Below are 20,239 nucleotides of genomic sequence, written 5' to 3'. Positions count from 1 at the left end.
GCTCGTGAAAATTGCGAGGACTCCCATGCAATCTTGTTCCGAACCCGCTGGCGGCGGACATGCGGTCGACGTCCGCGTCGTCGATCTGTTCGTCGGTTTCCTCGGCCTCGGGCTGATGTCGTTCGGCGGCGCGCTGCCGTTCGCGCGCCGCGCGCTCGTCGAGGAGCGCCGCTGGCTGACCGCCGACGCGTTCACCGATCTGCTCGGTCTCTGCCAGTTTTTGCCGGGCGGCAACGTGATCAACCTGTCGGTCGCGGTCGGCATGAAGTTTCGCGGCGTGCCGGGCGCGATCGCGGGCCTGCTCGGCCTCGTCGCCGGGCCGACGCTCGTCGTCATCGGGCTTGGCGTGCTGTATGCGAAGACGCAGCACAATCCGAGTGTCCATCATCTGTTCGGCGGCCTCGCGGCGGCCGCGGCGGGCCTCCTCGTCGCGATGGCGGTGAAGGTCGCGAAGCCGCTGCGCGACGCGCGCATGGCCGCGTGCGTCGCGGCGCTCGCGTTCGTTGCGATCGCGGTGCTGCGCACGCCGCTGTTGCCGACGATGCTCGTGCTGACGCCGGTGAGCATCTGGCTCGCCTCGCGCGCGCCGCGCGAGGCGAACACGAGCGCGCAGGGCGTGCGGCGATGAGCGACACGCTTGCCGCGCTCGCGGTGATCTTCGGCCAGCTATCGCTGCTCGCGTTCGGCGGCGGCAACACGATCCTGCCCGAGATGCAGCGTCAGGTCGTCGATGTCCATCACTGGATGAGCGCGCAGGCGTTCACCGCGCTCTTCGCGCTCGCGCAGGCGGCGCCGGGGCCGAACATGATGATCGTGCCGCTCGTCGGCTGGCACGTCGCGAGCTGGCCGGGCCTGCTCGTGTCGTCGCTCGCGAAGTTCGGGCCGTCGTCGATCGTGACGATGCTCGCGCTGCACGCGTGGGAGCGCTTCAAGGACAAGCCGTGGCGTCGCTACGTGCAGCAGGGGATGATGCCCGTCACCGCGGGCCTCGTCGTCGCGAGCGCTGTGCTGATCTCCGAGGCGTCGAACCGGTCGGCGCTGCAATGGGGAATCACGGCGGCGGTCGCGGTGCTCGCGTACCGCACCCGTGTGCATCCGCTGTGGCTGCTCGCGGGCGGCGCGCTCGCCGGACTCGTCGGCGGTCTCTTCGCATAGACGGGCCGCGGTGGCGCGCGGTGCGCATCGCGCGGCAAGACGGGCGCGAATGCTTGCGCGTCGGCGCCGGGTCCGCGCGAGCGCCGCCGCTGAGTCCGCCGCCGCTCGTGCGCGCCGGATCGCCGGGCGGACGTCAGTCGGCCGCGTGCGCGTCGTTCTTCACGAGACCGAGCAGCTTGCCTCGCTCGGTGTTCAGATCGGTGCCTGTCGACGACCAGTCGAGCACATAGCCGTGGTTGAGCGAATCGCGCACGATCGACGAGTAATCGGACTTCGCAAGCTTGCCGTCGCGCATCGCGCGGTTCACTTCGTCCTGGAGATCCGGCGTGAAGCCGGGATAGGCGGCGACGAGCGCCGCGTACTGGCGCGCATCGATTTCGCCCGATTCGCGGTTGAGCGCCCACACGACGACGAGCACGATCGCGACGAACGGCACGGCGGTGTAGCGCAGGAAGAATTTGGCGGCTGTCATGGCAAGGCGGATGCAGTGAATCGTGAGACGGATCGCCGGGTGCGGGCGGTGCGTACAAGCGGGCGAGTATACTTTCACGCATTCGATCAACTGCAAATAAGGTTGCAACACCATGTCGACGCTTCCCGCCTGCCCGCAATGCGCAATGGAAAACACGTATCCGGACGGCGAACATTATATTTGCGCGGACTGCGGACACGAATGGCCGATCGCGGGCGAGGCGAGCGCCGCCGATGACGACGCGTCCGCCGTCGTGAAGGACGCGAACGGCAACGTGCTCGCCGACGGCGATGCGGTCGTGCTGATCAAGGACCTGAAAGTGAAGGGTTCGTCGATCACGCTGAAGATGGGCACGAAGGTGAAGAGCATCCGGCTCGTTGGCGGCGATCACGAAGTCGACTGCAAGATGGACGCCGGCAACTTCATGCTGAAGGCGTGCTATCTGAAGAAGGTCTGAGCGGCGCGCGACGGACGATGAATCTCGACGCCGCAAGCCGCAACCTGACGGTTGCGTCGTTGCTCACGCTGTCGGGCGGCTATCTCGACGCGTACACGTACGTCGGCCACGGCCACGTGTTCGCGAACACGATGACGGGCAACGTCGCGCTGCTCGGGATCAACCTGTCGGCAGGCGGCTGGGCGCAGGCGCTGCACCACGTGCCGCCGCTCGTCGGGTTCGTGATCGCGGTGTTCGTCGCGCATACGTTCGGCCTCGCCGCGCAAAAGGGCTGGATCCGGCACACCGCGTTCATCAGCCTGATCGTCGAGATCGTTTTTCTCGCGTTCGCGTCGAGCGGCTGGCCCGCGATGTCGAGTGCGTGGCTGATTCCGGGCATCTCGTTCGCCGCGACGCTGCAGACGCTGTCGTTCACGCATCTCGAGGATCTGTCGTACACGTCGGTGATGACGACGGGCAACCTGCGGCGTGCCGCGCAACTGCTGTTCGCCGGCCTGATCCCGCGCTACGACGCGCTTGCGCTGCATGACTCGGGCCTCCTCGCGGTGATCAGTTTCTGCTTTCTCGCGGGCGCGGTGCTGGGCGGTTTCGTCACGCGCGCGATCGGCGACGGCGCGTTGTGGGGAGCGGTGCTGCTGCTCGTCGCGGCGTTCGCTGAAATCGTCCGGCGCGCGCGTTACGATGCGGGTGTCGCCGTGCAACGCGACTGACGCCGCCGCGCGGGATGCTCGGCGTGGCGAATCCATCGAACGCATCGAACAACAACGATAGCGAGGTCGCATCCATGCAGTTTTCTTCCGCGATTCCGGTGCTGCGCATCTTCTCCGAGCAGAAGGCAAGGGAGTTCTACGTCGATTTCCTGGGCTTCGCGGTCGGATGGGCGCATCGCTTCGAGCCCGGCCTGCCGCTTTACGCCGAAGTGCGGCGCGGCGATCTGATCCTGCATCTGAGCGAGCATCACGGCGACGCGACGCCGGGCTCGACCGTCTTCGTGCCGCTCGAAGGCATCGACGCGCTTTCCGCCGAGCTGAACGCCAAGCGCTATCCGTATGCGCGCCCGGGGATCGAGCGACACGACTGGGGGCGGGTGATGCAGATCGCCGATCCGTTCGGCAACCGCTTGCGCTTTTGCGAGCGCGATGCGCAGGGCGCCTGAGCATCCGAACGCCGTTGGCCGGCGCGCACCGTTGCGCCACGACTACAACGCCGCGATTCTCGCGGCGTTTATTTTTTACAGAGCTTACATCGTCATATGATTCGTGAGCTCGCCGCAAGCGGCACGTGTGCGCGGCGGAGTCGGCCGCGGCCGTGGCCGGAGAAGAGATGGAGACAATGCACAAAGGAAAGCTCATGAAGCAAACCACCAAGATTACGGGACTGGTAGGAGGGGTGACGCTGGCGATCGCAGGCCAGCAGGCGATGGCGCAGAGTTCGGTGACGCTCTGGGGCGTCGCGGATGTGAGCCTGCGCTACCTGAGCAACTCGAACGCGCAGAACGACGGGCGCTTTTTCATGACGAACGGCGCGATCACCAACAGCCGCATCGGCCTGCACGGCAGCGAAGACCTGGGCGGAGGCCTGAAGGCGATCTTCAACCTCGAGAGCGGCGTCAATTTGCAGGACGGCTCGTTCTCGGACAGCAAGCGCATCTTCAATCGCGCCGCATACGTCGGCCTGTCGAGCCAGTACGGAACCGTGACGCTCGGCCGCCAGAAGACGGTGCTGTTCGATCTGCTGAGCGACACGTACGATCCGTTGACGGTCGGCAACTATCTGGAGAACGCGTGGCTGCCGGTTGCGCTCGGCGCGGGCCTGTACACGGACAACTCGGTCAAATACCGCGGCACGTTCGGCGGCCTGACGATCGGTGCGATGTACTCGTTCGGCACCGACTCGACATCGTCGACGGGCGCGGGCGGCTTCTCCGGCCAGATCCCCGGCCACACGGGCGCGGGCAACATGTACGGCTTCTCGTTGTCGTATGTCGCCGGGCCCGTCAGCGTCGCGGCGGGCGTCCAGCAGAACAGCGACAACTCGAATCGCAAGCAGACGATCTATCACGCGAACGTCGTCTATGCGTTCAGCAAGGCGAAGATCTACGCGGGCTATCTGCATTCGAAGGACGACACGGGCTTCGTCGACTCGCTGCTCGCGCAGCAACCGGGCCTCTTCACGAACGGCGCGCCGAAGCGCACGGGCCGGATCGACGACGGTCCGTTTGCCGGCGTGAGCTGGCAGGCGACGCCCGCGCTCACGCTGACGGGTGCGTTCTACTATGATCGGATGCGCAACGCGACGGTCGCGAACGGCCAGCTCGACAGCGGCAACCGCTACACGGTCGTCGGCCTCGTCGAGTACGCGCTGTCGAAGCGCACCGAGATCTACGGCGCCGTCGACTTCAACAAGGTGAACGGCGCGGCGACGGTCGAACTGCCGGGCCGCAGCAATCAGACGGGCGTCGCGATCGGTCTGCGCAACATCTTCTGAGCGGCCCGACGTCGCGCAGATCCAGTGAAAAGGCCCGCGCGAGCGACAATGCAGTTCAGTTAAGCGTGGTTCGCCGTGGCCTGGCCTTGCAGAACCAAGGAAAAAGGCCGCTCCGGTATCAATCGGAGCGGCCTTTTTGATCTCAACTGAACGGCATTACCGCGCGAGCGAGCCTTTTCGTCGACGTGTCTCGGCGTTCCGCGCTTCGGCATCGATGCGCGGCGTCCGCATCACGCGTGCACCCGAGGCAGCGCCCGCGTCGCCGCGCGCGCCGTCACGCCGTGCCGGCTCAACGCGCGGCGGTCACCGTGCTGCCCGCTTGCTGCAACACCTGCATGAGGATCTGCCTGGCCGCCGTGAACGACTGGTTCATGTAGATCTTCGTGAACGAATGGCCGAGCGGATCGGTGAACAGATGCATGCCGAGCGAAAAATTCGACGGCAATACCGTCTGAACGAGACCGAGGCTGCCGATCACCATGTCCGACGACGACGTCAGATAGCTCGAGCCCGGCAGCAGATAGCGCGCCGCATTGCCGACGTTCACCGAGCTGATCTTGCCTTGCGCGCGCTCCGGTCCCGTGATCAGCAGGTTCATCTCGAAGTTCGCATACAGCGAGCCCTGCGAGTGGCCGACGAGCACGACCTTGCGGTTCTGCTGCAGATACGTGCGGTACTGGTTCAGATGATCCGGCAGCTCGGGAATCTCACTTTTCGTCAGGATGTCGATGTATTTCTGTTGCAGCGCCGTGTCCATGCTGCCCGCCGGAATCGTGCCGCCGTCGATCGCACGCCAGAAATCCGCCGGGCTCGTGCCTTCGACCGATTTCTGCATGAATACCTGCCACAAGTCCTTGAACGTGCCTTGCGTCGCGTTGTACGCGTTGCCGTACACGTACGCATTGCTCGTGTTCCGCGCGTTCAGTTCGTTCTTCAGCACCTGCAGGCTCGCGATCGCATCGTCGAACGTGTTGTTGATGCCGTTGACGAACACGATCGCGGAACCGGGTGCGGCAGTCGCGGCGGCCGTCGTCTGCGCGGCGCTCAGGCTCGTCGAGTAGGGCAGCGAGACCAGCGCGCCGGCAATCATCAGCGTCACTAACTTTTTCATCGATGGTTCCCTCCGGTGGTGGTTGAAGCGCTACAGCGTCGGTAAGCTCAATTCGGCATGGACGTCGGATTGAAGCCGCACGATGCGGGGCCGGGATCGTCGTAGAACTGGCCGCCCGCAAGCGACTGGAAGCGGATGTACGCGAGCGTGTCGGCTTCGGTGTCGAGCATGATCGCGCGCGTGCTCTTGATACGGTCGAGCATCGTCTGCTGGTCGACGCCCGCTCTTACGAGCACGCGTGCACTCAGCGCGCACGCGATGCCCTTCGCGATCGCGTCGCCCGCCAACTTTGCGTCGCCCGGATCGTGGACATCGTGGACGGCTTCGCTCCAGCCGTATGCGATCTGCGTGAGCGCTTCGCGCGTGACGGCCGAATCCGCGTATTCGTGCGCGATGTACTCGGTGACGCGAGAGGGAAGCGGCGGCGGCACGGGGCGCGGCGTCGCCGATGACGCGAGGGTGAATGCGTTCGCCCGCGCGGCGGGAGCGGTCGATGCCGTTTGCTCAGCCGGCGCGGCGGCGGGCGCGGCATCGGTCGACACGATCCGCACGCAGGCCCACACGAATGCAGCGATCGCGAGCGCGGCCGCGGTTGGGTATTGCCATCGCATGCCTCCTCCTTTTTTGTTGTGAAGTCTTGTAGTGGTTGTGGAGCGTGATCGGTTGCCCGTCACGATCCGGCGGTCCTCGATTCCGCCAATGGCTCGCAAACGTTACTCGAATTCGGCGCAACGGGAAAGCGTCGCCCTGCCGGCAGCGTGGGCACCGCTTCGCCGTGATTCGCGCGTGGCTTCAATCGGTGCGATTGTTGCGGCGTTCGATGTGATGCGTCGGTGCGCGAACATGCATTGGGCAGCGCGCACGGTCGTGCTCGCCGACGCGAGATGCGGGACGGCCGCGCCCGATCATGCACGCGGAAACTGAAAGTGGCGTGACGGCGATCGCGCGTTGCGCGACGAATCGCGTCGATCGCCTACGAGGTGCTCGTGGCGACCGACGCTTCCGCGAACTGCCAGGCGAACAGGCCCGGCACGAAGATCAGCAGATCGCGGATGCGCCGCGCGCCGGCGAGTCCGAGCGACGTCGCCGGATCGAGTCCGAGCGCGCCGCCGATCAGCACGAAGCCGCCTTCCTGCACGCCGAGCCCGCCCGGCACGAAGAACGCGGCGCTGCTGAGCGCCTGGATCAGCGCCTCGATCGCGAGCGCGTCGACGAGCGACACGGGCGTGCCGAGAAAATGCAGCGCGAGCCAGATCTCGAGCGACGTCGCGAGATGCTGCAGCGGCTGCCAGAAGAACAGATAGCGCACGACGGTGCCGCGCCGACGCCAGACTGCCTTCAGCGCATCGTCGATCTGCGTGGAGCGTTCGACGAGCGACGCGAGCTGGCCGCCCGCGATGCGATTGAGCGCGTGCATCGCGCGCTCGAACGGCTTTGCGTGCTGTATGAGCGCGAACAGGATCAGGAGCGGCACGAGCGCGGCGAGCCCCCACGCGAACATGCCGGCGACGCGCAGCGTGTCCGACGTCGCGCGCGTGAGCAGATAGCCGACGCCCGCGAGCGCGAACAGCGCCTGGCTGATCAGCGTCAACTGCATGTCGGACACGAGGCTCGCGCTTGCCGCGGGCGCCGTCAGGCCGTGCGCGCGCAGGAGGCGGAACGATACGAGCTCGCCGCCGATGCGCGCGACGGGCAGCAGGCCGTTTACCGACTCGCGAATCCACACGAGCCGCAGCATCGCGCGCAGGCTCGGCCGGTCCGGCCGCGCGATCAGCGTTTGCCAGTCCTTCGCGTTCGCGAGCATCGGCAGCAGGTGCGAGGCGGCCGCGACGACGAGCCCGATGCCGGCCGCGCGCATCAGGTCGAGCACCGCGCGGGGATTGTCGCGTGCGACGAGCCAGAGCGAGATCGCGAGGCCCGCGAGCGCCGCGACGCGCCCCGCGTGTTTCATCAGTCGTCGGTTGAGCGTTGCGTGAGGAGCGGTTCGTGGTCGGTTCGGTTCGTTTTGCATGACGAAGAAAAGTATTGCGGGCGCGCGGCGCCGATCAGGCGTTCGGGCTTTTTTCGGGCGCGGGGCACAGGCGGCCGTCGCGGTCGACGTCGAAGCTGAAGCCGCGCCAGATCACGCGCGACGACGAGAAGCTCGCGACGAAGATGCCGAATGCGATCAGATCCGCGAGCGGCAGCAGCAATAGATCGCGCACCGGCCGCTTCGTCGCGCGATCGACGATGCATTTCGCGGTGATGCGCACGGCGAGCGTGACGGGCACGAGCGGCCACGCCCACGCGGCGCCGTGCGACAGCACGACGCCCAGCAGCGCGAGCGCAAGCGGGTGCGTGAGCAGCGAGCCGAGATGTCCGCCCGGGTCGACCGCGCGGATCGTGCGGCTCCAGCGCAATTCGTGTGCGGCGAGCTGCGCGGCGCGCGTCTCGACACAGCCGTGCTCGACTGCGAACGGTGGCACGGCGACCCGCTCACCGCGCGCGCGCACGGCTTCGCCGATCGCGTGATCCTCGGCGAGATGGTGCGCGAACTGCGTGAGGCCGCCGATCGCGTCGAGCGTCGCGCGGCGCATCGCGATCGTCTGGCCGAAGCATGGCCGCGCGAGCTTGAGCGCGAGGCCCGCGACGACGCCGGGCAGGAACTGATGATTGGTGACGAGCGCCTCGACGCGCGGCCAGAAACCCGGATCGGGGCGGCCGCGATAGACGCAGGTGACGAGCCCGACGCCCGGCTCGTCGAGCTCGCCGACGATATGGCGCACGTAGTCGGGGCCGACGCTCACGTCGCTGTCCGCGAAGATCAGCACGTCGTGCGCGGCGGCGGGCAGCATGTTGACGAGATTCGCGATCTTGCGGTTCGGGCCGTACAGGCGCGCGTCGGCGACGATCGTCACGTGCGCGTCGGGAAACGCGCGGCGCAGTGCATCGACGGCATGCAGCGCGGGATCGTCGCGATCGTGCACGCCGAACAGGAACTGGATCGGACCGTCGTAGCGCTGCTCGCAAAAGCTCGAGAGGTTCGCGAACAACGCCTGCTCGGTTCCGTGCAGCGGCTTGACGATCGTCACGGGCGGGCAGTGTCGCGGTTCGTGCGGCGCGCGTGCGAAAAAGCGCTGCGTGAGCATGCCTGCGAACAGCGTGTACGCGCAGCCGAACACGGCGGCAAGCACGCACGGCGCGGCGAGCGATACGGCGAGCAGCGCGACGAAATGCCCGACGTCGCCGAACGAGATCAGCTCGGCCGCGAGCAGCGCGGCGACGGTGCCGGCGAGCCACGCCAGCGTCTTCATCGTGCGGTCTCGCGAATGCGACGGCGCATGCGAGCGGCTGCCGCGCGATCGTTCGAGCGATCGTGGCGGCGAACGGCGAGATCGAAACAGGACAAGCTGATAGCTCCGCGTGAATGCGACTCTCGTCGGGAGGCGCCAGGCCGGGCGTTCGTGTGGGGCGGACGACCGGCTCAGCATGCCGTATCCGGCCGCACTCCGCAATCGCTCGGTTACGCGGAGCACCGCTTGCGCGCGGCCGGGCGAGTCACGATAAGGCGCGGAGCCGACTTTCTGATGGCATTCCGGTGACAAATCGGTTTAAGCGATTTGACAGCGTGCGAGCGACGGGCGAATGCGCGCCGCGCCGCGGCGAACGGCGCGCGCAAAGCCCGAAAGGCCTGCAAGATGACGTAGGCGAAACGAATCAGAAGATGATCGTCGTGCGCACGCCGACGATCGCTTCGTTGCCGATCCGCGAGCCGGGCTCGTTCGGATTCGGAATTCCGCCGCCCGGCCGGAACGCGTACTGGAAGTCGGCCTGCAATTGCCACCACGGCGTCACCTGATATTGATACGTCGCTTCGACGAGCGTTTCCGCGCGTCGTACCGGATAACCCGGCGTCGTGAACACGCCGGTGTCGCCGTCGACGCCGCGCGCATGCGAGCCAACTTTCGCGTAGCTGACGGCGAGCCCCGCGGTGTCGTTGTCGCGTCCCGCGAAGGGCGCCTTCAGCGTGACGCCCGCGTTCAGCGCGAAGTCGACCGCGTTGCGATCGCCGGGCGCGCCCATCACGCGCGCGAACACGTTGAGCGAGCGCGGGCTGTCCGCGCTCGGGCGCCACACCATCTGGTCGGCGACCGCATAGAAGCCGTAGTTGCCGCGATGCGTCGCGGCGATGCCGTTGCTCGCCGGATCGGCGAGCGATACGCCGTTCGTGTCGTAGCGCGGATCGTCGAACCGCTCGGAGTTGTACCAGACGCCGAGCTTGTACATGCCGGGCAGGCCAGCGGGCTGCGGCGCCTTCGGATCGGCTGGCGGCGCGTTGAGCGCGTACTGCAGCTCGCCGATGAAGAGCGCGCCGTTGTGCACGTTGAAGTTCGTGCCGTGGCGATTGAGTCGCTGCGCATCGCCGATGCCGCCCGCCGGATTGCCGTCGAACACGCCCGCCATCACCGTCCACGCGTCGGACGGTTTATACCGCAGCCTGACGCCGAGCGACGACAGCGGATACGCGGGGCCGCCCGCCGGCATGTCGACGGCGGGCAGCACGGGCCAGCCGAACGTTGCGTTGATGAACGTGCCCGCGTACTGGCTCACCATGAATTCCTGATCGAGGCTCTGCTGGCCGATCTTCACGTCGGCGCGGCCGCCCGCGAACGACTGCTGATACCAGAGCTCCCAGAGGCGCGTCGACCCTTCGGCCTCGATGCCGCTCGCCGTCTGCAGCAACTGCAGGTTGCGCGACGTGAGGCTCGTGCCGTGAATTTGCAGACCCGACGCGTTGAACGTGCCGCCGGGCAGCCCGATCGCCTTTTCGGTGTCGACGCTGAAGCCGAATTGCGTGAGGCCGTCGTACGCGCCGCCGCGGTGCGTGCCGCCCGACAGGTTGCGCAGGTATTCGCTCGTCTCCTGCAGGTTCAGCGTGATCCCGTGATCGCCGAGCTTGCTGCGCAGGCCGCCCATGTCGCCGAGCAGGTTCGAACGTTCCCAGAAGCCCGTCGGTGCGGGAGCGGCCTCGGCAGCTCGTGCGGCTGGCGCGGCGGGTGGGCTTTCCGCGGCGGCCGCCGCCGGCGCTGAGTTTTCGGCCGGCGCCGGCGCGGCATCGGCCGCCTGCGCGAGCGCGGGCTGCGCGACGCCGAGCGACAGCAGCAACGGCAGGCCGGAAACGACGCCGGATTTGACGAGCATGTGATGAATGGTTTTCTTCATGACGAATCGTGGCTTGGTTGAATGCGGCCGAGGATACCGTCCGCTTGCCGCTTGAGGTTGCCCGCCGGGCACGGCGAACCGGCGAGCTCGCCGGTGCTTACGAGAACCACCAGCTGACGCGCATGGCCTGATTCAGGCTGGTGTGGTCGCCCGACGCGGACAGCAGCGCGACGAGCGCAACGGCGCCCGCGATGGCGCCGACGATCGCGCAGTTGACCGGCCGCACGAGAAGCCCCGCGCCCGGCAGCGTGCCGTTGCTCGATGCGTCTGCCGCATGCGCGAGCGGCGAGATCGGCGCGACGACGATCCGGTGGCTCGCGAGATGGGCGTAGCGCCCGAGCTTAGCCTTGAAGAATTGAACAAGCATGACTCCGCTCCCGTCCGTTCCGGCATGCACCGGACGACGTAAGACATCGCTCGCGCGCCAGGAGGCGGCTTGCGACGAGACCCAAACAGAGGAAGCGTGCTGCGGACGGGCGGACGGACGCCGCCGGCGATGAAGCGCGCTAACTCGACCCATGCGAGCTAGCGGCGAGGGAGATCCAGGCGGCTATCTCGCGATTGCGTTGCCGGTTTCGACCGGCGTCGGACTGCTACAACTGGGGGACGTGTCCACGAGGGACTCTCCTTCTGTGACGAATTGCGGCGGATTGTATGCGTGCCGTACATGGGGGCGCAAGTAAAAACCGGATAAAAATACCGAATCGGTTAGCATGCGCGGCATTCGGCGATGCGCGCGGCAAGCGCCGTGCGACGCGGTGCCAAGGTTTGCGATCCGGCTTCCGTTTTCGGCGGAACGAAAGCAAAGGGCACGGTTTCATCGCGTAAAAACTTACAGTGCCGGAAGCGCCAAAATTTTTTTTCAGCGATGCTGACAATCAGCATTGACTTTCGGGTTATCACATCCATAGAATCCGCCCATCTCCACAAAAGGGGCATACGCCTTGGACACTTGCAGTAGTCGACCTTCGAGCAGTTTTTTCGCCTGAACGACAAGACGTCCGCGCCTTTTTCATTGCCGCCGTCTAGCCGATCAGGCAGACGGTGCGCGTCGCAGTTCGCAGTACCACTCCCCGTGCACCCTTGATTTGCGCCGCATGAGCGCTGCGTTTTCGCGCGCCCGTTCGGCCTTCGCCGCGAACCCGATTCGCGGCGCGCGTTCGCTTGGCGTCGCCGCGTGACGGCAGCGCCGAGCGCGCATGCACGCGTGCGTATTCGTCGCACGCGTGTGCGCGTCGCGCCCCTATCTTCGACAAGGAGCCGAGATGCCGGACAGTGACAGTTATCCCATATGCCGCACCCTGGATCTTTTCGATTTCGATCATCAAGGGAAGCGCGTAGGGCTCGATCGATAAGCGCATCGCGCGCATGAGCTTCGAGCACGCGGCTTCCCGCCATGCGCGAGAACCCGCGCCCGGAGAATCATCATGCAATTCGGTCTGCTTCTGTCGCAACTGCCGCACGTCGATGAGTCGCGCGTCCAGTACGACGCGATGCTGTCGCTCGAATCCACCGGCAAGCCGGCCTCCGCTTCGATCTGGCAGCGTCTGAAAAAACTGATTTCCTGACGCCAGCAGCGTGCTTCGGCATACGCAAGCGATGCCGCCGTGTGGCGGCGCTTGCGTATGCGCATGCCGGCGAAGCGCTTCGACGATCACCACACGCATTCGGAGAAACAACATGTCAACGCCAACCGACGTCTCGCCGCCCATCGCCATCGAGCGCAGCGCGGTCCTCGACCACGCGCACATCGGCGACATCAAGGGCGCGTTCGGCACGATCGCGCATCACGACACGGCGCCGCGCAGCGGCTGGTGGGCGCGCGTGCGCACGCTGCTCGCGATCCTCGGGCCGGGCCTCATCGTGATGGTCGGCGACAACGACGCCGGTGCGTTCGGCACCTACACGCAGGCGGGGCAGAACTACGGCACGACGCTACTGTGGACGCTGCTGCTGCTCGTGCCCGTGCTGTTCGTGAACCAGGAGATGGTGCTGCGTCTCGGCGCCGTCACGGGCGTCGGCCACGCGCGCCTCATCTTCGAGCGCTTCGGCAAGTTCTGGGGCGCGTTCAGCGTGGTCGATCTCTTCATCCTGAACGCGCTGACGATCGTCACCGAGTTCATCGGCATCACGTTCGTGCTCGATTTCTTCGGCGTGTCGAAGGTCGCGGGCGTGTGCATTGCCGCTGCGTTGACGATGGCGGCCGTCAGCACGGGCGACTTTCGCCGGTTCGAGCGCTTCGCGGTCGTGCTCTGCGTGTTGAGCCTGTTGCTCGTGCCGGTGCTCGTGTCGATCCATCCGCCCGTGCATCAGATGACGCGCGATCTGTTCGCGCCGACCTGGCCCGCGCACGCGAAGCTCTCCGACGTGATGCTGCTCGTGATCGGCATCGTCGGAACGACGATTGCGCCATGGCAGTTGTTCTTCCAGCAGAGCTACGTGATCGACAAGCGGATCACGCCGCGCTTCATGAAGTACGAGAAGGCGGATCTCTGGATCGGCATCGTGTTCGTAATGATCGGCGCGATCGCGATGATCTCGTTCTGCGCGGCGCTTTACGACGGTCGTCCGGAAGCCGGCAACTTCACCGACGCGGGCGGCGTGATCGCCGGCCTCGCGAAGTACGCCGGTCACACGAGCGCGACGCTCTTCGCAATCGCGCTGCTCGACGCGTGCATCATCGGCGCGGCGGCCGTGTCGCTCGCGACCGCGTACGCGATCGGCGACGTGTTCAAGATTCGCCACTCGCTGCATCGCGGCGTGTCGGATGCGAAGGGCTTCTATCTCGTCTACTTCGGCATCGTCGCCGCGGCGGCCGGGCTCGTGCTGATTCCGGGCAGTCCGCTCGGCCTGCTGACGGAAGCGGTGCAGACGCTCGCGGGCGTGCTGCTGCCGAGCGCGACGGTGTTCCTGCTCCTGCTGTGCAACGACCGCGCCGTACTCGGTCCGTGGGTCAACTCGACAAAATTGAATCTGTTTACAGGCGCGGTGATCTGGGTGCTCGTGATGTTGTCGATTATCCTGACGGCGTCCGTGATGTATCCGGACATGAGCGGCGAGACGATGCTCGAGGTGCTCGCGGGCGGCACGCTGCTCGCCATGGCGGGGCTCGTGGCGACGCTCGTGGTGCGCAAGCGTGCCGGCGGCGCGAACGAGATGGCCGACGCCGGCTTCGACCGCCGCCTGCGCGACACGTGGCGGATGCCGCCGCTCGACGCGCTGCCGGCGCCGCGGATCACGCTGTCGACGCGCATCTGGATGGGTGTGCTGCGCGGCTATCTCGTGCTCGCGGTCGGGCTCGTGATCGTGAAGGTCGTGCAGATGGCGTTTTTCAGGTAGCCGGCGCATGCAGCCGTTCGTGGCGCGCGGCCGGCCGTTTTCCGACGATTCGATTTCAAACGGAGCGACAGGATGAAGCGTTACGCGTGGGTTGCATCGATGATGGCCGTATTGCTGGTTGCCGCATGCACGAGGACGGACGACGACGAAGTGAGCAGCAAGACCAACGATGCGGCCGCCACGGCGACGGCTGCGTCCGGTGTGTCGGCAAGCACTGCGGACGCGGCCGCCGCGCCCGCATCCGGTGCGAGCGAATGAACGGAAACGCGCGCGCGATGAACGTCGTGCGCTGCGGCGCGAGCAGGAAAGTAGAGGATTTCTGCGAATGAAAGCCAGCCGAAATCCTTCCGACATAGTTTGACAGTTGCGCAGGCGCGAGTGAGCTAAGCTGCTTGCGCGCGACGTCGCGATCGTTTTCGGTCGCGCGCCGCGCGTGCGTTCCCCGTTCGGTGGAACGTGCGCATTCGCCGGCGTCATCCGCGCCGGTTCTCGCGAGCGGTCGTGCCGACGTAACGGGCGCTACCGAATGTTACAAACGCGGCGCTGCATGAATGTCCATGCAATCATGCTCGCTCACGTTCAACCTAAACGGTGATTGCGATGGGAATCTTGAATACGGTGGGTGAGATTGCAGGCGCGGTGGCGGCCGTCGAGACGGCCGAGAAGGTCGATCCGGATGCCGGTCTGCTGACGAAGGCCGCGGCTGCGGTCGCCGGCTTCAAGGGTGCCGAGGCGCTCGAGAATCTCGTCGAAAAAAAGAACGACGACAACGAAGCGGCGGAAGGCGGCGACAACACGGCCGCGCCGGACAGCGACGCGTCGCAGGCGTAACGCGTCGGCGCGAAGGCTTCGCGCGACACGAAGCGGAAGGCACTGCCTTTCGCTTTTTTTTTGCGCCGGAGAATCCGCAGATGATTGCGGTGCATGACAGTGCGCGCGCGCGGCGCCGCAAGAATGGCGAAATCTTGTTATCGTCGCCTGATCGAGACTTCGATCAGGCGACGCAATGGAATTCGACTACGATCTCTTTGTCATCGGCGCGGGCTCGGGCGGCGTGCGCTTGGGCCGAATCGCGGCATCCTACGGCGCGCGCGTCGGCATCGCGGAAGAAGAGCAGATCGGCGGCACCTGCGTGCTGCGCGGCTGCATTCCGAAAAAGCTGCTCGTCTACGCATCGCATTACAGCCATGACGTCGAGGACGCGGCGGGCTTCGGCTGGACCTTCGACATCGGCCTGTTCTCGTGGCCGGCGCTCATCGAAGCGAAGGACCGCGAGATCGGGCGCCTGAGCGGCATCTACGCCGATCTGCTGAACCAATCCGGCGTCGAGATCCATACGGGGCGCGCGACGCTCGTCGACGCGCACACGGTCGACGTCGCGGGGCGTCACGTCACCGCGCGGCACATCGGCGTCGCGACCGGCTCGCGGCCGGTGATGCCGCCGATTCCCGGCATCGAGCACGCGATCACGTCGCGCGAGGCGCTCAGCCTGCCCGAGCTGCCCGAGCGGATCGCGATCGTCGGCGGCGGCTATATCGCGGTCGAATTCGCGGGCATCTTCAACGGGCTCGGCGTCGACGTCGACCAGTTCTATCGCGGCGAGCAGATCCTGCGCGGCTTCGACGACGACGTGCGGCGCGTGTTGCACGACGAGATGACGAAGCAGGGCATGGCGATCCATACGCGCGCGAACGTCGAGGCGATCGTGCGCGGCGCCGACGGCGCGCTGACGCTCCAGCTCGCGACGGGCGAGCATGGCCCTTACGACGCGGTGCTGTATGCGACGGGACGCGTCGCGAATTGCGACGGACTCGGGCTCGAAGCGGTCGGCGTCGCGCGCGATGCGGACGGTGCGATCGAAGTCGACGCGTATTCGACGACGACGGTGCCGTCGATCCACGCGATCGGCGACGTCACCGCGCGCCCGCAACTCACGCCCGTCGCGACGCGCGACGGCATGCTGCTCGCGGCGAACCTGTTCGGCGGCAAGCGGATCGCGGCCGACCATCGCTACATTCCTTCCGCGGTGTTCAGCCAGCCGGAGGTCGCGACGGTCGGGCTCGCCGAAGCGAATGCGCGCACCGAGTTCGGCGCTGTCGACATCTACAAGACGTCGTTCAGGGCGTTGCGGCACACGCTGTCCGGCCGCGACGAGAAGACGTTCATGAAGCTCGTTGTCGCGCGTGACAGCCAGCGCGTCGTCGGCGCGCACATGGTCGGGCGCGATGCGGCGGAAATCATCCAGGGCGTCGCGATCGCGATCCGCGCGGGCGCGACGAAGGCGCAGTTCGACGAGACGGTCGGCATCCATCCGACCGCGGCCGAGGAATTCGTCACGCTGCGGCAGAAGGAACCGGACGACGCGTGACGTGCGATCGGACCGGCGCGTCGCGCCGGTCCGACAACGGCGACGGACGTCCGAGGCGCGAGGCGCTGCTTCGACATCTGGCCCGATCTCCGGTCCACACGAGGCTCGCGCGAGACTTGCCTCATAATCAGGCACAGCCGATACTCTCGGATTCCGCGAAATTCCCCCTTCCAACTGATTGAACGGTTTTCGTCATGACCACGATTCTTGAAAATCTCCCGGCCGGCCAGAAGGTCGGCATCGCGTTCTCCGGCGGCCTCGACACGAGCGCCGCGCTGCACTGGATGCGCATCAAGGGGGCCGTTCCTTACGCCTACACGGCCAACCTCGGCCAGCCCGACGAAGACGACTACGACGCGATCCCGAAGCGCGCGATCCAGTACGGCGCCGAAGGCGCGCGCCTGATCGACTGCCGCGCGCAGCTCGTCGCCGAAGGGATTGCTGCGCTCCAATGCGGTGCATTCCACATCTCGACGGCCGGCGTCACGTATTTCAATACGACCCCGATCGGCCGCGCCGTGACGGGCACGATGCTCGTCGCCGCGATGAAGGAAGACGGCGTCAACATCTGGGGCGACGGCAGCACGTATAAGGGCAACGACATCGAGCGCTTCTACCGCTACGGCCTGCTCGTGAACCCGGACCTGAAAATCTACAAGCCCTGGCTCGACCAGCAGTTCATCGACGAACTCGGCGGCCGCACGGAAATGTCCGAATTCATGCGTCAGGCAGGCTTCGAGTACAAGATGTCGGCGGAGAAGGCGTATTCGACCGACTCGAACCTGCTCGGCGCGACGCACGAGGCGAAGGATCTCGAGAGCCTCGAGAGCGGCATCAAGATCGTCAATCCGATCATGGGCGTCGCGTTCTGGCGCGACGACGTGAAGATCGACAAGGAAGAAGTGACGATCCGCTTCGAGGAGGGCCGCCCGGTCGCGCTGAACGGCGTCGAATTCAAGGATGCGGTCGAGCTGCTGCTCGAAGCGAACCGGATCGGCGGCCGTCACGGCCTCGGCATGAGCGATCAGATCGAGAACCGGATCATCGAGGCGAAGAGCCGCGGCATCTATGAAGCCCCGGGGCTCGCGCTGCTGTATATCGCGTACGAGCGCCTCGTCACCGGCATCCACAACGAGGACACGATCGAGCAGTATCGCGAGAACGGCCGCCGTCTCGGCCGCCTGCTGTATCAGGGCCGCTGGTTCGATCCGCAGGCGATCATGCTGCGCGAAACCGCGCAGCACTGGGTCGCGCGCGCGGTCACGGGCGAAGTGACGGTCGAGCTGCGTCGCGGCAACGATTACTCGATCCTCGGCACGCGCTCGCCGAACCTGACGTACCAGCCGGAACGCCTGTCGATGGAGAAGGTGCAGTCGACGTTCTCGCCGCGCGACCGGATCGGCCAGCTGACGATGCGCAATCTCGACATCACCGACACGCGCGAGAAGCTGCGCATCTACTCGCAGGTCGGCCTGCTGGCGGCGGGCGAGTCGTCGGCGCTGCCGCAACTGAAGGAAGACCAGGGCGGCAACTGACGCCCGCGCCGCGCCGCCGCGCGCGGCCGGCAGCGAACCGATGTGTTCGCCTCCGCCGCGGGAAAGCGGTGCGGCCGATTCGAACGAAAACGCCCGCGCGGCGATCGCGCGGGCCGCGCGCAGCCAAGCGCGAAACGGCGGGCAGCTCGCGTGCCCGCGCCGCAAGGCCGGGAATGAAGCCTCCGGCCGTGCGATAAGCATCAACCGTTGGACGCCGCCGCATTCGCGCGTTCGCAGAATAGATCACAAGAATGGAGGTTGATATGTTCCAGATGCTTCCGTCGATGACGTTCGGCCGACGCTTGTCGGTGTGGTGGTCCTGCATGTGGCGTCAGATGGTCGCGAACGTGCCGGTGTGGATCGCCGGCGTCGCGGTCGTCGCTTTTGGGGCGTGGCAAACCCGTTCCGTGTCCGGTCATCGGCCGCCGTCCGCTCTGCTCATCGCGGTCGGCATCGCCGTCGTCGTCGTCTGCTTCCTGGTTTGCGTGCCGATTACCGGATACATGGTGCGCAAGGGTTTCGCCGTGCACGAGTTGAGCGCGCCCGACCGGCTGACGGTCCGGCAAGCAGTGCTGGTCGGCTTGACGACGGTGGGTTGGAGCGTGCTCGTGTCGCTGCCGATCGATGCGCTGACGTGGCCGCTGCGCCGTGATGGCCATCAGTTGCTCGGTCAGGCGATCCGGCTGGTGTGGTATTTCGCAGGCGGAATGTACGTCGTGCTGCCGCGGCAGGCGCGGCGGCTGCGGCTGCTTGCGGGCGGTTCGGCGTGATGCCGCGCGCGTGGCGATCGGCGATGCGACCGGTTGCGGCGCACGCGCATTGCGCCGCACATCGACGAGGGGGGAGCGAATGAACTGGGGAATCCGCATGCGAACGGCGGTCGTGGCGGCCGCGTTGTCGGCGAGCGCATCGGCGATCGCCGCCGGCTCCGCAGTGGAGCCGGGCCGATATCTGTACGTCGAAGGCGGCAGCGCGCACGGCGTGCTGACCGTCAAGGGCAGCGCCTTCACCCTCGATACGATCGGCGGCAACTGCCATACCTGCTCGCTGAGCGGCACGTTCAGAGGGCGCGTCGGCGTGGTGGGCGATCGCGACAAGGCATGCCGCATCGCCGTGTCCGGCGGGCAAGGCGTCGTCAAGCTGGACGCGTCCGGCTCGGAACCGTGCCGCGACTATTGCGGCATGCGCGCGTCGTTCGACGGCGAATATCGCCGCCCGCCTGCCGCGTGCACCGACCAGTCTCGGGCCGTGCGCACCGAGCAATCGCACAAGCAGTACGCGGCGCGGGACTACGATGCGGCGCGCGCGACGCTGACCTCGCTGCTTGCCGAGTGCAACGGCTTCATGGACTGGATCGAGCAGGACCGGGCGAAGAGCGACCTGGCGCTGACGGAATACCATCGCGGCGACCCTGCGCGATGCGTGGCCGTGCTGTCCGATACGGTCGCCGTTCGCGCGCAGCGGGAGCACAGCGATTCGTTCGGCCTTCCACCGTGCGATGCCGACAACTATCGATCGACGGGCGACGCGATCCTGCACAATCTCGCACTCTGCCAGACGCCGGCAAAGCGCTGACGCGCGAGTCTCGCATATCGATCGCGGCGAACGCGCGTTGCTCGGTGGAAGGCGGCGTGCGGATCGCCCGTCGCGATCGCAATGACTGCCACGACCGCCACGGCCGCAACGATCGCATCGCGCGATCTCGCGGCGCTCGCGCTCGAATCCGCGTTCGACACGCGGCTCCGCTCGCTCGTTGATCGCCTGCCTGAGCGCTCGCCTGAGCGCTCGCCTGAGCGCTCGCCTGAGCGCTCGCCTGAGCGCTCGCCTGAGCGCCGACGCTTGACCTTTCCACTGTGGGAAGGTTCATTCTTCGGTCATCTCACATCTCTCGGAGAAGCAACATGAAGTTCGAAGTGAAAGACATGTCGTGCGGCGGCTGCGCGAACGCGATCACGCAGGCGATCACGGCGGTCGATCCGTCGGCGACCGTTTCGGTCGACGTCGCGTCGAAGGTCGTCGAAGTCGGCTCGACGCTCGGCGCCGAGCGTGTGGCGGCCGTCATCGAAGCCGCGGGCTTTCATCCGGCCGTCGTGACGGCGTGAGATCGCGGGGC

General features: G+C 66.5%; 23 protein-coding genes and 1 pseudogene. 15 read left to right on the top strand and 9 right to left on the bottom strand.

What is annotated here, in order from left to right:
* Positions 1-25 precede the first annotated feature (25 nt).
* Positions 26-628 (top strand): chromate transporter, encoded by a 603-nt coding sequence (locus WS70_RS17405; RefSeq protein WP_059471964.1) that lies wholly within the window; start codon positions 26-28, stop codon positions 626-628.
* The gene (locus tag WS70_RS17400) at positions 625-1,155 is read left to right on the top strand and encodes a chromate transporter (protein ID WP_010113459.1); all 531 of its coding nucleotides are present in this window, start codon (positions 625-627) and stop codon (positions 1,153-1,155) included. Before WS70_RS17405 ends, WS70_RS17400 begins: the two co-directional genes overlap by 4 nt.
* 133 nt (positions 1,156-1,288) lie before the next feature.
* On the opposite strand, the gene WS70_RS17395 is transcribed toward WS70_RS17400, so the two are convergent.
* On the bottom strand, positions 1,289-1,627 hold the full coding sequence (locus tag WS70_RS17395; RefSeq protein ID WP_059596857.1) for a hypothetical protein: 339 nt from the start codon (positions 1,625-1,627) through the stop codon (positions 1,289-1,291).
* 112 nt (positions 1,628-1,739) lie between these two features.
* On the opposite strand from WS70_RS17395, the gene WS70_RS17390 reads away from it, so the two are divergent.
* The 4 genes and pseudogenes from WS70_RS17390 to WS70_RS17375 all read left to right on the top strand — a co-directional run bounded on the left by WS70_RS17390 (position 1,740) and on the right by WS70_RS17375 (position 4,571).
* Positions 1,740-2,084 carry a zinc ribbon domain-containing protein YjdM gene (locus tag WS70_RS17390; protein WP_059471962.1) on the top strand — a complete coding sequence of 115 codons (345 nt, stop codon included), beginning with the start codon at positions 1,740-1,742 and terminating at the stop codon, positions 2,082-2,084.
* A gap of 17 nt (positions 2,085-2,101) precedes the next feature.
* Positions 2,102-2,855: pseudogene (locus WS70_RS17385) on the top strand (YoaK family protein).
* 13 nt (positions 2,856-2,868) lie between these two features.
* Entirely contained in the window at positions 2,869-3,240 is a 372-nt protein-coding gene (locus WS70_RS17380; RefSeq protein WP_059596875.1) for a glyoxalase superfamily protein, read from the top strand.
* A 194-nt stretch (positions 3,241-3,434) separates the two neighbouring features.
* Positions 3,435-4,571: a porin gene (locus WS70_RS17375; RefSeq protein ID WP_059596874.1), complete on the top strand. Its 1,137-nt coding sequence runs from the start codon at positions 3,435-3,437 to the stop codon at positions 4,569-4,571.
* 289 nt (positions 4,572-4,860) lie between these two features.
* Here WS70_RS17375 and WS70_RS17370 read toward each other — a convergent pair whose 3' ends face one another.
* From WS70_RS17370 to WS70_RS32155, 8 genes are all read right to left on the bottom strand, one after another.
* Positions 4,861-5,670, bottom strand: coding sequence for a hypothetical protein (locus WS70_RS17370; protein ID WP_059596856.1), 810 nt, complete (start codon positions 5,668-5,670; stop codon positions 4,861-4,863).
* Positions 5,671-5,729: 59 nt separating this feature from the next.
* On the bottom strand, positions 5,730-6,293 hold the full coding sequence (locus WS70_RS17365) for a hypothetical protein (RefSeq protein WP_059596855.1): 564 nt from the start codon (positions 6,291-6,293) through the stop codon (positions 5,730-5,732).
* Between the two features lie 362 nt (positions 6,294-6,655).
* Positions 6,656-7,636 carry an HpnL family protein gene (locus WS70_RS17355; protein ID WP_197419275.1) on the bottom strand — a complete coding sequence of 327 codons (981 nt, stop codon included), beginning with the start codon at positions 7,634-7,636 and terminating at the stop codon, positions 6,656-6,658.
* A gap of 91 nt (positions 7,637-7,727) precedes the next feature.
* The gene (hpnI, locus tag WS70_RS17350) at positions 7,728-8,975 is read right to left on the bottom strand and encodes a bacteriohopanetetrol glucosamine biosynthesis glycosyltransferase HpnI (protein ID WP_059471957.1); all 1,248 of its coding nucleotides are present in this window, start codon (positions 8,973-8,975) and stop codon (positions 7,728-7,730) included.
* A gap of 403 nt (positions 8,976-9,378) precedes the next feature.
* Positions 9,379-10,884: a carbohydrate porin gene (locus WS70_RS17345; protein WP_059596854.1), complete on the bottom strand. Its 1,506-nt coding sequence runs from the start codon at positions 10,882-10,884 to the stop codon at positions 9,379-9,381.
* A 97-nt stretch (positions 10,885-10,981) separates the two neighbouring features.
* Positions 10,982-11,251, bottom strand: a complete 270-nt coding sequence (locus WS70_RS17340) for a hypothetical protein (RefSeq protein WP_059596853.1) — start codon at positions 11,249-11,251, stop codon at positions 10,982-10,984.
* A gap of 341 nt (positions 11,252-11,592) precedes the next feature.
* Positions 11,593-11,769 (bottom strand): hypothetical protein, encoded by a 177-nt coding sequence (locus WS70_RS31635; RefSeq protein ID WP_159082913.1) that lies wholly within the window; start codon positions 11,767-11,769, stop codon positions 11,593-11,595.
* Between the two features lie 140 nt (positions 11,770-11,909).
* Positions 11,910-12,566 carry a hypothetical protein gene (locus tag WS70_RS32155; RefSeq protein ID WP_162498952.1) on the bottom strand — a complete coding sequence of 219 codons (657 nt, stop codon included), beginning with the start codon at positions 12,564-12,566 and terminating at the stop codon, positions 11,910-11,912.
* Here WS70_RS32155 and WS70_RS17330 point away from each other — a divergent pair.
* From WS70_RS17330 to WS70_RS17285, 9 genes are all read left to right on the top strand, one after another.
* Positions 12,565-14,223: an NRAMP family divalent metal transporter gene (locus WS70_RS17330; RefSeq protein WP_059596851.1), complete on the top strand. Its 1,659-nt coding sequence runs from the start codon at positions 12,565-12,567 to the stop codon at positions 14,221-14,223. The two genes, WS70_RS32155 and WS70_RS17330, sit on opposite strands and share 2 nt — an antisense overlap.
* Positions 14,224-14,295: 72 nt before the next feature.
* Positions 14,296-14,481 (top strand): hypothetical protein, encoded by a 186-nt coding sequence (locus WS70_RS17325; protein WP_059596850.1) that lies wholly within the window; start codon positions 14,296-14,298, stop codon positions 14,479-14,481.
* Positions 14,482-14,823: 342 nt separating this feature from the next.
* The gene (locus tag WS70_RS17315; RefSeq protein ID WP_059596849.1) at positions 14,824-15,054 is read left to right on the top strand and encodes a hypothetical protein; all 231 of its coding nucleotides are present in this window, start codon (positions 14,824-14,826) and stop codon (positions 15,052-15,054) included.
* 175 nt (positions 15,055-15,229) lie between these two features.
* A complete protein-coding gene (gor, locus tag WS70_RS17310) occupies positions 15,230-16,591 on the top strand; it encodes a glutathione-disulfide reductase (RefSeq protein WP_059596848.1) in 1,362 nt (453 codons plus the stop codon).
* Between the two features lie 194 nt (positions 16,592-16,785).
* A complete protein-coding gene (gene argG, locus WS70_RS17305) occupies positions 16,786-18,126 on the top strand; it encodes an argininosuccinate synthase (protein ID WP_059471950.1) in 1,341 nt (446 codons plus the stop codon).
* Positions 18,127-18,389: 263 nt separating this feature from the next.
* Positions 18,390-18,896, top strand: coding sequence for a hypothetical protein (locus WS70_RS17300; RefSeq protein WP_059596847.1), 507 nt, complete (start codon positions 18,390-18,392; stop codon positions 18,894-18,896).
* Between the two features lie 97 nt (positions 18,897-18,993).
* Positions 18,994-19,701, top strand: coding sequence for a hypothetical protein (locus WS70_RS17295; RefSeq protein ID WP_059471999.1), 708 nt, complete (start codon positions 18,994-18,996; stop codon positions 19,699-19,701).
* A gap of 81 nt (positions 19,702-19,782) precedes the next feature.
* Positions 19,783-20,031: a hypothetical protein gene (locus WS70_RS17290; RefSeq protein ID WP_108033969.1), complete on the top strand. Its 249-nt coding sequence runs from the start codon at positions 19,783-19,785 to the stop codon at positions 20,029-20,031.
* Positions 20,028-20,228, top strand: coding sequence for a heavy-metal-associated domain-containing protein (locus WS70_RS17285; protein WP_059471948.1), 201 nt, complete (start codon positions 20,028-20,030; stop codon positions 20,226-20,228). Before WS70_RS17290 ends, WS70_RS17285 begins: the two co-directional genes overlap by 4 nt.
* Positions 20,229-20,239: the final 11 nt, after the last annotated feature.

This window comes from Burkholderia mayonis (genome assembly GCF_001523745.2).
Lineage (GTDB): Bacteria > Pseudomonadota > Gammaproteobacteria > Burkholderiales > Burkholderiaceae > Burkholderia > Burkholderia mayonis.
This window is presented reverse-complemented; position numbering and strand designations above follow the sequence as displayed.